Source organism: Agrobacterium sp. D14, assembly GCF_001526505.1.
In the GTDB taxonomy this organism is placed as follows: Bacteria; Pseudomonadota; Alphaproteobacteria; order Rhizobiales; family Rhizobiaceae; genus Agrobacterium; species Agrobacterium leguminum.
Map to the genome: position 1 here is coordinate 33,776 of NZ_ASXX01000032.1, position 12,535 is coordinate 46,310.

Sequence of the window (12,535 nt, forward strand, 5' to 3'; positions counted from 1 at the left end):
TCCTCGGGCCTGTCCCGAGGATCCAAACACCTATCGTTAAATCAATCGGTTGCAGATGCTCGGGACAGGCCCGAGCATGACGGAGGAGAGGTTTTCACACGTTGCCAGCAACCGCTACTTCAGCTTCGTCTTCAGCGTCGCATCTGGAAAACACGTCGGTGAAAGCCCGTTTTTCGCCTGCCAGTCCCCGAGCGAGCGGCGCGTCTTAAAGCCCGCCAACCCGTCCGCCTTGCCGACATCGTAACCCTTGGCCACCAGTGCCTTCTGCATGGCGAGAACATCCGAGCGCAGCATCGATCCGACATTGCCCCATTCACCCTTGAACGGGCCCGCCCCATGGGCGATGCGGTCGGCGAGATTGCCGATGAACAGCGCGTAGAGATCGGAATTATTGTATTCCTTGATGACGTAGAAATTCGGCGTCACCACGAATTCCGGCCCGTGCCGTCCGGCCGGCACCAGCATCATGCCATCGGCGGATAGGTCATTGGACGGGAAAGCTTTTCCGGAAATGCGGGTAATGCCCATTTTCGCCCAGTCGGCCACCGGCCGGGCAAGATCAGGGCCTTCCTGCGCGCAGGAGACATTGGCCGGGATCGACACTTCGAAACCCCAGTCGCGATTTCGCTGCCAGCCGCGCTGGGAAAGATAGTTCGCTATGGATGCCAGCGCATCCGGTACGGAATTCCAGATATCGCGATGGCCGTCGCCATCGAAATCCACGGCATATTTGAGATAGCTCGACGGCATGAATTGCGGCTGGCCGAGCGCGCCGGCCCAGGAGCCCATCATGCGCGAGGCTGCGATATCGCCGCTTTCGACGATCTTCAGCGCATCGATCAGCTCCGCGCGGAACATCTCTTTGCGGGTCGACATATAGGCTTTCGTGGCCAGAACATCGACCACGGAATGCGGCAGTTTTGCCCGGCCGAAACCGGATTCGCGGCCCCAGATCGCAACGACGATATCACCGGGAACGCCGTACTTCGCTTCGATCCTGCGCAGCGTCGCCGCATGCGTGGCGGCAAGCGAGCGGCCGGTGCCGGCCAATCCCTGCAGCCGCTTTTCGGAGAAATAGGCGCCCGGCGAGGAGAATTCCGCCTGACTCTGGCTCTGTTCCTTCGGGGGCTTCTGGCCGGGAATGACAAGATCGGGCAGGTTCCAGCTAATGGAGAGACCGCTGAGCGTAGCTTCAAGCGTCTTTTGCGAAATGCCGGCCTTGCGGGCTTCCGGCCAGATTTCCTTTTTCAGCCAGGTATTAAATTCAGCGTCATATCGGGCTGCCGCTGCTCCTGTCGGTGCCGATTGCGCCAAGGCCGTCGTTGCTGAAAAAACGGAAAGAAGTGCAGCCAGTGCCTTCGGGGCAGAATGGTTTCGCATTCGGTCTCCTCTTTGAATGACGGGGAGGGAGGGAGGGCGACTTCAGATCGTCGTGCGCGCCCGAAGCGCCGCCGTCAATGTACCCTCGTCGAGATAATCGAGTTCACCGCCCACCGGCACGCCATGCGCAAGCCGGGTGATCTTGATGTCCAGACCGGAAAGGCGGTCGGTAATGTAGTGGGCGGTTGCCTGCCCCTCCACCGTCGCATTGACGGCGATGATAAGCTCGCGGATACCGCCGGCGCTGACACGGTCGATCAGGCCCTTGATATTCAAATCCTCCGGCCCGACGCCGTCGAGCGGCGAAAGCGTGCCACCCAGCACGTGATAGGCGGTGTTCATCGCACCCGTCCGCTCCAGAGCCCAGAGATCCGACACGTCCTCCACCACGATGATGACCGACTGGTCGCGCCGGTCGTCAGTGCAGACGGTGCAGGGATCGATCGTATCGACATTGCCGCAGCAGGAGCAGATCTTCACCTTGTCATAGGCCTCGCCCATGGCGTGGCCCAGCGGCCCGAGAAGCTGTTCCTTCTTCTTGATGAGATGCAACGCCGCCCGCCGCGCCGAGCGAGGGCCAAGCCCCGGCACTTTTGCCAGAAGCTGGATCAGTTTTTCAATTTCGGGACCGGTGACTCGTTTTGCCATGAGCGCTTTCTACTGCATAAATCGGGAAACGGGAATCATGAAGCGCAAAGGGCAGTCCATGAAAATCAGGGCGGTATGCCGGGGCGAGGCAAAAAGCCTGCCGGGAAAGACGGCGAAGACGGGAATCTTCAAACATGCCGTGCAGGGCCCGGTCATGGTGGATGCCGAAGGTATCGTCAGCGACGCTGTCTGCAATCGCAAACATCACGGCGGGCCGGATCAGGCGATTTACGTCATGGGGTCCGTCGATCTCGACTTCTGGTCCCGCTCTCTGGGGTTTGTGGTCGAACCCGGATTTTTCGGCGAAAACCTCGTGCTGGAGGGGGTCGACAGCGCAAAACTCCATGTTGGCGACAGGTTCTCGGCCAGCGAAGTCGTGCTGGAGGTAACCGCCGCCCGCATTCCCTGCGCCACCCTGTCAGCCCGCATCGGCGATCCGGACTTCGCACCGCGCTTCCGGCAGGCGGGCCAGCCGGGTTTTTATTGCCGGGTGCTGAAAGGCGGAATGCTCGCCTCCGGAGAAAACATCGCCTTCGAACCCTATCAGGGAACGAAACTGGCCATACCGACTATTCTGCTGCGCTTCCGCCCCATGCAGCTCGACATGGCCGAACGCAGGGCCTATCTCGAAACGCCGCTTGCAAGCCGGTTTCGCGCGATGCTGGACGCCTAGACCCTCTCTTGACGCGAGGACGGCGTGTGCCACGCCATCCTCTTCGGTCGGATTATATCAGAACGGGAACTTCATGCCGGGCGGCAGCGGCAGGCCTGCGGTCAGGCCCGCCATCTTTTCCTGCGCCTGCGCTTCGCCCTTTTCCTTGGCGTCCTTGTGGGCAGCCACGATCAGGTCTTCGAGGATTTCCACCTCGTCTTCCTTGAACAGCGAAGGATCGATTTTCAGGCCGCGCATTTCGCCCTTGCCGTTGAGAATGACGGTCACGAGACCGCCGCCAGCCCTGCCTTCGACTTCAAGGGCAGCGATTTCTTCCTGTACCTTCTCCATCTTGGACTGCATTTCCTTGACCTTGCCCATCATGCCCATGATGTCACGCATGTGCCAATCTCCTGTTCTTTTTGTTTAAAACTCGATGTCGTCGCCGGGGAGGATGTCGCCTTCGCTCGATTCGGCAACCGATGGCGGTGCGATTTCTTCCGCCTCATCCTGTGCGGCGGCGCGGATGCGCACGTCGGTGATTTTTGCGCCGGGAAACTGCGCCAGAATGGCGGCAACGTCAGGATCCTGACGCGCATCGACAAGACGGGCATCCCGGGCGTTGCCTTCCGCTTCAACAAGGGTCGGCTCGCCCTGTTCCTTGCTGAGGCTGACGATCCAGTGGATACCGGTCCATTCCTTGAGCTTGACGCCAAGCTCACCCGGCAGAGAGCCGGGCGCGCCTTCGCCGAGGCGCATATCAAGCCGGCCGGGCTCCAGCCGCACCAACCGCACAAAGTTGCGCACCTTCGCCCGCATGACGGGATCGCGGTTCTTCTGGCAGAGATCGGCAATATCCTGCACCGAATTAACGGGAACCTTCGGCTCCGGCCGCTCTTCGGTTTTCGCTGCCGCGACCTGCATCTCCTGCGGGCGGCTGTCTGGAACGGCGCGCAGCACGGCGGAGGTCTGCGGCGTTGTCTGGCGCTGGGCGGGAAGATCGACTGGTCTTCCCGCGGCCACGGCCTGTCCCGACGAATAGGCGCGGGCACCGCCGCCACTGCCTCCACCCGAAGGTCCGCCATTGGCGTAACCGCCTTCACCGTTCGAAAGCTCCAGCAAGCGCCGCGCGGCATCTTCAGGTGCGGGCAGATTGGCGGCGTGCGAAAGCCGGATCAGCACCATTTCGGCCGCACCCGCCGGGCGCGAGGCGTTTTCCGTTTCCGGAATGCCCTTCAGCAGCATCTGCCAGATGCGCGAAAGCGCGGTTACCGCAATCGTCTCGGCAAATTCCGCGCCCCGCACGCGCTCGATCTCGGAAAGCGAGGGGTCTTCCGCCGCGTCAGGCACATATTTCATGCGGGTGACGAGATGGGTGAAATCGGCAAGATCGTTCAATACGACAACGGGGTTTGCACCCGCCTCATATTGCCCGTTGAATTCTGAAAGGGCGGCGGCGACATCGCCTTTGACGACATGCTGGAAAAGATCGACGATACGTGCACGGTCGGCAAGGCCGAGCATGCCGCGCACCGCTTCGGCCTCCACGCGCCCGCCGCCATGAGCAATCGCCTGATCGAGCAGGGAAAGGCCATCGCGCGCGGAACCTTCGGCCGCGCGGGCGATCATCGAAAGGGCCTGCGGATCGGCTTCGAAACCTTCCTTGCCGGCAATGGCGGTGAACAGGCCGACCAGATCGGCGGCGCTGATGCGACGCAGGTCAAAGCGCTGGCACCGCGACAGAACGGTGATCGGAACCTTGCGGATTTCGGTGGTCGCGAAGATGAATTTCACATGCTCCGGCGGCTCTTCCAACGTCTTCAGAAGACCGTTGAAGGCCTGCGTCGACAGCATGTGCACTTCGTCTATGATATAGACCTTGTAGCGTGCCGAAACCGGGCGATAACGCACCTGTTCGATGATCTCGCGAATATCGTCGATACCGGTATGGGAGGCGGCGTCCATCTCGATCACGTCGACATGCCGGCCTTCCATGATCGCCTGGCAATGTTCGCCGGGAATGCGCAGATCGATGGTCGGCTTGTCGATGGTGTCGGTCTTGTAATTCAGCGCGCGGGCGAGAATGCGGGCTGTGGTCGTCTTTCCCACACCGCGAACGCCGGTCAGCATATAGGCCTGCGCGATACGCCCGGTCTCAAACGCGTTGGTCAGCGTGCGGACCATCGGCTCCTGGCCGACCATCAGATCGGAAAAATCCTTGGGGCGATATTTGCGCGCCAGTACCCGGTAGCCGGTCCCGACCTGGGATTCGCTTGATGTGGTGGGTACGGTGTCGCTCATTGCCTCGCCAGTTTGTTTTGCCAGTTGTCTTGGGGCGCTGAACTGGCCCGGCGAAAGCTGAGCACGTCTTTTAAAAAAGGGTGGGAGGCTGGCACGGCGACCCGTGCCGGGCTCGTTAGGGCTGCTTCCTTCCGGACCTGACCCGGTTGGCGAGTGGCTCGTCCACCACCAACCTCCCGGGGCCACATATCGGCAATATCGAAAGCAAATGCAAGCCAAGCCTTCAAAAAACTGCTATCACAATGAAAACAAACATGGAGGACACCTTGGAGACATTCCGGCTGGACGACAGACTGGCGCGCGACAGCGTGCTTGTGACGCGTTTGGGACTATGTGAACTGCGTTTGCAAAACGACAACCGCTGGCCCTGGCTGGTGCTGGTGCCGCAGCGAGACGGCGTCAGTGAACTATTCGATCTCACCCCGCTTGATCAGGCCGTGCTGACATTCGAGACCAATCTCGTCGCGTCTGCCTTGAAAGAAATCACCGGAGCCACCAAGATTAATGTCGGTGCTTTGGGCAATATCGTCCGGCAGCTTCATGTCCACATTATCGCCCGCAATGAAGGCGACACCTGCTGGCCGGGTCCCATCTGGGGCCACGGAACGCCTGTGCCCTATGCCGTGGGCGAAAAGGAAACTTTGATGAAAAAAATCTCCGGCGCGCTCTGATGATTTCCATGAAAATTTTTGAAACCACTGCCCCCCATCCCGAAGCAAGCCTGCTGACAGCCTTTTCCAAGAACGCCCTCGACCGTTTCGCCGAAAAGCGGTCGGAAGAGTGCGTCGCCGATGCGCTGAAGATCGATGGCACCCATATTTTCGCTTTCTCGGGCAACCGGCTTGTCCTGAAGCATGACGAACAGGTCATCGACCCCCTGTTTTCCGCCTATGAGCTGGCCGAACTGCAGCCGGATTTCGACAATGCCGTGCTGCTCGGATATCGCGAAACCGGCGAGCCGAGAATTGCGGTGCCGGTCGCCGTTGCCGAGGATCAGCTCGCGAGCCACTACAAGCTCGCCGACGCCCGCACTCTTTATCGCGACCATCTTCTCGATGAGGAATTGCTGAGCGAGGTTGCCCAGGCCGTCAGCCTTACCCACTGGAACGCCGAAAATCGGTTTTGCGGTAAGTGCGGCGGCACTATGGAGCTGCGCATCGGCGGCTACAAGCGCATCTGCGCCGCCTGCAATCACACGATTTTTCCCCGGACAGATCCCGTTGTCATCATGATGACGATCGATATCGAGCGTGATCTTTGCCTGCTTGGCCGCGGTGCGCATTTTGCACCGGGCATGTATTCGTGCCTAGCCGGTTTTGTGGAGCCGGGCGAAACCATCGAGCAGGCCGTCCGCCGCGAAACGCATGAGGAATCCGGTGTTGAAGTCGGTCGCGTGCGCTATCACGCGTCGCAGCCCTGGCCGATGCCGCATACGCTGATGATCGGCTGTTATGCCGAGGCACTGTCTTTCGATATTGCCCGCGATGAGATCGAACTGGAGGATTGCCGCTGGTTCACGCGGGCGGAAGTCGCCAAGATGCTGGAAACGGCAACGGGCGAGGGCTTTTCCGCGCCTCCCGGCGGCGCCATCGCGCATCGGCTGATGCGCGATTGGGTGGAATGGACGAAATAATCGCGTTCGGCAGGCTCAACCCTGGTTGAGCTTGCCACGCATCGCATGGCCCTTGTAGACGCCGAGAATGCGAACTTTTTCGGAGAAGAAGCGCAACTCGTCCAGCGCATGCCGCACCGGCTCGTCATCGGGATGGCCTTCAATATCGGCATAAAACTGCGTCGCCACGAATTTGCCGCCGAGCTGGTAGCTTTCGAGCTTCGTCATGTTGATGCCATTGGTCGCGAAGCCGCCCATGGCCTTGTAGAGCGCGGCCGGAATATTGCGGACGTTGAAGACAAAGGTGGTGACGACGATTTCGTCGCTCGACTGACGTTTGGCCCAATTTTCATCGCGGGAAAGCACAACGAAACGCGTGACGTTGTTTTCCGAATCCTCGACGTTTTCAGCGAGAATATCGAGGCCGTACAGATTGGCGGCAAGGCGCGGCGCGAGAGCCGCCATGCTGCGGTCGCCCTTTTCTGAAACGAGCCTTGCGGAGCCTGCCGTATCGCCGGCGATGACGGGCTTCCAGCCGTTCGAGCGGATGATTTTCCGGCACTGGCCAAGCGCGTGAATGTGGCTGTGGACGGTGCGGATTTCATCCTTCTTCACGCCCGGCATCACCATCAACTGGAAGCGGATCGGCATGAAATATTCGCCGATGATGTGCAGGCGCGATTCCGGCAACAGGTGATGAATATCCGCAACGCGGCCGGCCAGCGTGTTTTCAATCGGGATCATGCCGAGATCGGCTTCGCCATTTTCAATGGCGTTGAAGGCATCCTCGAATGTCGGGCACGGCAAAGGCTCCATGTCCGGGAACATGTCGCGGCAGGCCATATCGGAATTCGCGCCGAATTCGCCCTGGAAGGCAATGCGATTTGTGCTCAAGGTCATGGGACTGTCCGTTAGAGGGTTCTGCTTGCGAGAATTTTGCGGGCTTTTTCCAGATCGTGCGGCGTGTCGACGCCGAGCGGCACGGAACTGACGATTTCGGCGTCGATGCGCATGCCGGCTTCCAGCGCGCGCAGCTGTTCCAGCCGCTCGCGTTTTTCCAGCGGCGAGGGCGGCAGGCTCACGAATGTCTCCAGCGCGGCGCGGCGATAGGTATAAAGCCCGATGTGGTGATAAAGCGGTCCATCGCCATAAGGGGCGGTGGTGCGGGTAAAATAAAGCGCGCGCAATCGCGACTCGGAAAGCGGACTGCCCACCACTTTCACCACGTTCGGATTGGTTTTTTCTTCCTCGTCGGTGATTTCGACCGTCAGTGTCGCAATATCGACGGCGGCATTTTCCAGCGGCCGCAGCGAAGCGCGGATCGTCTCCGCTTCGATGGTCGGAAGATCGCCCTGGACATTGATGACATATTCCGCCTTGCCATAGGGGTCGGCCTTTTGCAGCGCTTCGAAAATGCGATCCGAGCCGGATTGGTGGTCGTCGCGCGTCATCATCACGTCGAAACCGGCATTTTTGACGGCCGAAAACACCTGTTCGTCATCGACGGCTACAACGATTCGCTCTGCGCCGGCCTCGCGTGCGCGCAGCGCCACCTGCACGATCATCGGCTTGCCGCCGATGTCGGCGAGCGGCTTGCCCGGCAGGCGTGTGGATGCCATCCGCGCCGGTATGAGGACGACAGCTTTCTCGAAATCCCGATTCTTCATCCGACACCCTTCAAATCCCGCCCGAAAAGTGTCAAAACGTCACGGTGTGGGGAGCATTATTCAAGTTGCGCAGGCTGTGCAAAAGCCATAGCTTTCGAGCAATTTCAAGATGCCCGTTATATCAAGCGGATGCGAGGGAGCGCATATAGATGAATTCTTATGTAAATATGGGCGTTGGGGCGTTGCTTGGCACGGTTTTCGTCCTGATGTCGGTGTCGATTGCGTCTGAGGGCATTTTCCATGCGCCTGCGCCCGAAAAGGAAGGTTATGCCATCGCTGCGGCAGAGGGTGGCGGGGAAGCAGCCGGCGGAGAAGCCGCTGCCGCGGCGACGCCGATCGCGCAATTGCTTGCCAGCGCCGATGCCGCCAAGGGCGAGACGGTCTTCAAGAAGTGTACGAGCTGTCATACCGGAGAGAGTGGTGGTGCAAACAAGGTCGGCCCCAATCTCTTCGATATCGTCAACCGGCCGATCGCCAGCCATGAAGGTTTCAGCTACTCCGCAGGGATGAAGGATTTCTCCAAGGGCGGTTCCGTGCATTGGGATTACGATCATCTCAGCTTCTTCCTCGAAGCTCCCAAGAAACACGTTCCCGGCACGGCCATGGGCTTTGCGGGCGTGAAGAAGGAGACGGAACGCGCCGATCTCATCGCTTATCTGCGGACGCTGTCGGCAAACCCGGCACCGCTTCCGGATCCGGCTGCGGCTCCCGCGCCGACAAACTGATTGTCATGATGATCTCATGAAAAAAGCCCGGCATCGGCCGGGCTTTTTATTTTTGCAGCGGCGGATTGCGGCTGCGGCAATGGCGCCTGAAAAATCAGAACCCCTTGCCGCCGCGCAATTCGGAAATCACCGTTCCGACCATGATCTTGATATCCAGCCAGAGGGAAAAATTGTCGACGTAATAAAGATCGGAGACGATTCGGGCGCGCGCCTTGTCGCTGCGATCCGTCGGGCCGCGCAATCCCCGCATCTGGGCAAGGCCGGTAATGCCCGGCCGCACCCGGTGCCGCATATGGTAGTGCGGCACCAGCTCCTCATAAAGACGGCCGGCCGCCAGCATGCCGATGGCATGGCAGCGGGGCCCGACCAGCGACATATCGCCTTTCAGCACATTCAGAAGCTGCGGTAGTTCGTCGATATTCGTGCGGCGAAGAACCGCGCCGATCCGGGTTATTCTGGGGTCGTTCTTCACCGTTTGCGCCACACCGGTGGCGTCGCAAAGATCGGTCCTCATGGAGCGGAACTTATAGACACGGATTTTCCGCCCGTTCATGCCCCAGCGGACCTGCGAAAACAGGACCGGTCCCTTGCTGTCGAGTTTGACCATCACTGCCACGGTGAGCAGCACCGGCGCGAGTGCGACAAGGGCGATGGACGCCCCTGCGATGTCAATCGTTCTTTTGAGCGCGAACTGGCCGCGCAGGAATGCGGAGACGGTTTTTTCCGAAGAGGAAGGTTGCGTTTCCGGCGATTCGAAAGTGGTGGCTGCGGAATAGGAGGCACCGTAAAAAACGGCATGCGATGAGCCTTTAGTACCCAGCATAATATAAAGCCCTGAAAAGTTATTTTGATAGAAGAAAATTAATTTATATGAACGATTAATAATTCATTTACCGTAAAAAGTCATCCGAAATGTAACCGCCCCGCCGCAAATGGCAATCTACGGTTAATGCGACTGCACGCGGATGTTGCAGGGTCGGCATCCTCTCCGCTCGTGGCTGCGGAGACGGCCTGTCCCATGGAACCAAAACCTGCAAAATCGGGAATTTTCATGCAGCACTGGCGAAATCGTCAACGGCCCTGAGAGCAGCGCCTTTCGACCACTCTAAGCCGTCAGTTTCCCATCAGAATATCGAGCAGGGTCGTCTGCTTCGGTCCGGATGGCGCCTGACCGCCGATATCGGCGGGTGGTACGGGCCCGTTGCCGGCTGAATAGCCGGGTTCGATATCGCGGGAAGGGATATTTGCCGGCGGCATCGGTGCACCGGGCTGATTCGGATTCGGCGCAACCGGGGCTTCGGGATAGGCGCGCGTATCCACCGTTCCGCCGCCGAGTGCATTGGAAATGATATCGCCGATGGAGGAGGGGGCGCTTTCCGGCGCCGGCTGCTGCATTTCCCCAAGCGGCGGCACGCCGCCTGCGCCAAGCCCGAAGAGTGGCGAGGGCGAAAGCCCCGAATGGGCGGCGGTCATGAAATCTTTCCAGGCCTTTGCGGGAAGCCCGCCGCCGGTGACCTTCTTCATCGATGTGCCGTCGTCATTACCGAACCACACGCCGGTGGTCAGGTTGCTTGTGTAGCCGACAAAAAGGGCGTCGCGGAACGATTGCGTCGTGCCGGATTTTCCTGCCGCCTGCCAGCCCTGTAGCCGTGCCGCCTTGCCGGTGCCTTCGGTAATGACGCGCGACAGCATGCTGTTCATGGTCGCGGCGATCTCTTCGCTCAGGACGCGCGGCGGGTTGTCGTATTTGTTTTCGTAAAGCACCTTCCCATCCGCATCGGTGATGCGTTTGACGATATGCGGCGTCGCCTTGTAGCCGCCATTCATGAAGGGGGCGTAGGAGGCCGTGAGCTCCATCAGCGACACTTCCGAGGTGCCGAGCGCGATGGAGGCATTGTTCTGCAGCTCGGATTCGATACCCATGCGATGCGCCACCTGGGTCACACGATCCGGACCCACTTCCATCACCAGCTGCGCGGCAATCGTGTTCAGCGAATTGGCGAGCGCGGTGGCGAGCGTCACTTCGCCTCGATATTTCTTCTCGTAATTTTCCGGGGTCCAGTTGCCGATACGAACAGGCGCGTCGTTACGAACGGTATAGGGAGTGAGCCCGGATTCGAGTGCGGCGACGTAAACGAAGGGCTTGAATGCGGAGCCGGGTTGCCGTTTTGCCTTGGCGGCGCGGTTGAACTGGCTTTCGGCATAATCCGCCCCGCCCACCACGGCCCGGATCGCGCCCGTGCCATCGATGGAAACCAGCGCCGCCTGCGAAGCGCCCTGCTTCTTGCCGTCACCCTGCAGCACGTGGGTCAGCGCCTTTTCGGCGTCGCGCTCGAGATTGGGGTCGATGGTCGTATCGACGACGATGTCCTGCTTGACCTCGCCAACGAGGTTGCGCACTTCCTCCAGCACCATATCGGCGGCGTAATGTTCGGCGCCAGACCAGAACCGTTTCGCCTTGGTCGGCGGCTGCGACATCGCGGTCTTGATTTCATCGTCGGTGATGAAGCCGACATCGCGCATGGATTGCAGCACGACCTGCGCCCGTTCTTCCGCCGCCTGCGGATCGCGCGCCGGCGAAAGGCGTGAGGGCGCTTTAAGAAGTCCGGCCAGCATAGCCGCCTCGCCCAGATTGACGTCGCGCGCGGATTTGTTGAAGTAGCGCCGCGAGGCCGCCTCGACACCATAGGCATTGGAGCCGAAATAGACGCGATTGAGATACATCGCGAGAATCTGGTCCTTGGTGAACTCATGCTCCAGCCAGAAGGACAACAGCACTTCCTGAACCTTGCGTTCCAGCGTGCGATCCGGCGAGAGGAACAGGTTTTTCGCGAGCTGCTGCGTCAGCGTCGAGCCGCCCTGCACGGTTCGTCCCGTCAGCACATTCGTGACGATGGCGCGTCCGAGACCGAGCGGATCGACCCCGAAATGCGAATAAAACCGCCGGTCCTCAATCGCCATGACGGCCTGCGGAATATAGGGCGACATATCTTCCAGCGCGAGCGCCTCGCCGCCGGTGGTGCCGCGATTGGCGAGCACGCTGCCATTCACCGAAACGATCTTCACATTCGGCGGGCGTTCGGGAATGGACCAGCTGCTGGCGCTCGGCATGCGTGCGCCGTAATAGAGAACAAGACCGGCAACACCGATGCCGCCCCAGATGCCGAGTACGATGCACCAATAGACGAGAGAGCGAATGAAGCCCGTCGCGCCGCGGCCGGAGCCGCGGGTGCGCTTTTCTTTTTTCCTGGATTTGGTGCGGCCGGATGTCGGCTTCGGTTTCCCGGCTTGCTGCTTTGTGGTTCCGCTGATGCGTTCGCTGGCGTCGAGGCGCAGGTCATCACCGGATTCGTGGAAATCCCCGAAGGAGGGTTCTACCCGTTCGCGTGATTTACCCTTGCCTGCCATCCAGCCGAAGTCGCTCCTATTCGCGAAACCGCGCGCATCCCGTTTGGGTTTCAGGCTTCTATGCCTGCACGATCCTTAATCCAGGATGAAGAGTTTAAATGCGGCAATTTAAGGCGGGGTTAAGTCCTGGCCGGATCAAATC

General features: G+C 60.1%; 12 protein-coding genes and 1 other RNA gene. 4 read left to right on the plus strand and 9 right to left on the minus strand.

The genetic code is table 11. The features are described from left to right. Nucleotides 1-114: 114 nt before the first annotated feature. Nucleotides 115-1,380, minus strand: coding sequence for a lytic murein transglycosylase (locus L901_RS16995; protein ID WP_059758928.1), 1,266 nt, complete (start codon nucleotides 1,378-1,380; stop codon nucleotides 115-117). Between the two features lie 42 nt (nucleotides 1,381-1,422). After that, complete coding sequence (recR, locus tag L901_RS17000) at nucleotides 1,423-2,028, minus strand: recombination mediator RecR (RefSeq protein ID WP_003524309.1); 606 nt, start codon at nucleotides 2,026-2,028, stop codon at nucleotides 1,423-1,425. 37 nt (nucleotides 2,029-2,065) lie between these two features. On the opposite strand from recR, the gene L901_RS17005 reads away from it, so the two are divergent. Next, the gene (locus L901_RS17005) at nucleotides 2,066-2,701 is read left to right on the plus strand and encodes an MOSC domain-containing protein (protein WP_059758930.1); all 636 of its coding nucleotides are present in this window, start codon (nucleotides 2,066-2,068) and stop codon (nucleotides 2,699-2,701) included. A 57-nt stretch (nucleotides 2,702-2,758) separates the two neighbouring features. On the opposite strand, the gene L901_RS17010 is transcribed toward L901_RS17005, so the two are convergent. From L901_RS17010 to ffs, 3 genes are all read right to left on the minus strand, one after another. Continuing rightward, nucleotides 2,759-3,082: a YbaB/EbfC family nucleoid-associated protein gene (locus L901_RS17010; RefSeq protein ID WP_003507179.1), complete on the minus strand. Its 324-nt coding sequence runs from the start codon at nucleotides 3,080-3,082 to the stop codon at nucleotides 2,759-2,761. A 24-nt stretch (nucleotides 3,083-3,106) separates the two neighbouring features. Then, nucleotides 3,107-4,981, minus strand: a complete 1,875-nt coding sequence (locus L901_RS17015; RefSeq protein WP_059758933.1) for a DNA polymerase III subunit gamma/tau — start codon at nucleotides 4,979-4,981, stop codon at nucleotides 3,107-3,109. 80 nt (nucleotides 4,982-5,061) lie between these two features. Continuing rightward, nucleotides 5,062-5,158: signal recognition particle sRNA small type (ffs, locus tag L901_RS17020), an RNA gene on the minus strand. A gap of 65 nt (nucleotides 5,159-5,223) precedes the next feature. Here ffs and L901_RS17025 point away from each other — a divergent pair. Together L901_RS17025 and nudC are read left to right on the plus strand one after the other, a co-directional pair. Beyond that, the gene (locus tag L901_RS17025; protein ID WP_059758936.1) at nucleotides 5,224-5,652 is read left to right on the plus strand and encodes an HIT domain-containing protein; all 429 of its coding nucleotides are present in this window, start codon (nucleotides 5,224-5,226) and stop codon (nucleotides 5,650-5,652) included. Further along, complete coding sequence (gene nudC / locus L901_RS17030; protein WP_082710685.1) at nucleotides 5,652-6,614, plus strand: NAD(+) diphosphatase; 963 nt, start codon at nucleotides 5,652-5,654, stop codon at nucleotides 6,612-6,614. The genes L901_RS17025 and nudC overlap by 1 nt, the downstream gene beginning before the upstream one ends. A 15-nt stretch (nucleotides 6,615-6,629) precedes the next feature. Here nudC and L901_RS17035 read toward each other — a convergent pair whose 3' ends face one another. Together L901_RS17035 and L901_RS17040 are read right to left on the minus strand one after the other, a co-directional pair. After that, a complete protein-coding gene (locus L901_RS17035) occupies nucleotides 6,630-7,493 on the minus strand; it encodes a prephenate dehydratase (protein ID WP_003524315.1) in 864 nt (287 codons plus the stop codon). A gap of 11 nt (nucleotides 7,494-7,504) precedes the next feature. Continuing rightward, nucleotides 7,505-8,260 carry a 3-deoxy-manno-octulosonate cytidylyltransferase gene (locus L901_RS17040; protein ID WP_059758939.1) on the minus strand — a complete coding sequence of 252 codons (756 nt, stop codon included), beginning with the start codon at nucleotides 8,258-8,260 and terminating at the stop codon, nucleotides 7,505-7,507. Between the two features lie 149 nt (nucleotides 8,261-8,409). Here L901_RS17040 and L901_RS17045 point away from each other — a divergent pair, with 149 nt between their 5' ends. Continuing rightward, entirely contained in the window at nucleotides 8,410-8,985 is a 576-nt protein-coding gene (locus L901_RS17045; RefSeq protein ID WP_059758943.1) for a cytochrome c family protein, read from the plus strand. Nucleotides 8,986-9,079: 94 nt separating this feature from the next. Here L901_RS17045 and L901_RS17050 read toward each other — a convergent pair whose 3' ends face one another. Further along, nucleotides 9,080-9,808 (minus strand): sugar transferase, encoded by a 729-nt coding sequence (locus L901_RS17050; RefSeq protein ID WP_003524319.1) that lies wholly within the window; start codon nucleotides 9,806-9,808, stop codon nucleotides 9,080-9,082. Nucleotides 9,809-10,098: 290 nt separating this feature from the next. Further along, a complete protein-coding gene (locus L901_RS17055) occupies nucleotides 10,099-12,393 on the minus strand; it encodes a transglycosylase domain-containing protein (protein ID WP_059758946.1) in 2,295 nt (764 codons plus the stop codon). Nucleotides 12,394-12,535: the final 142 nt, after the last annotated feature.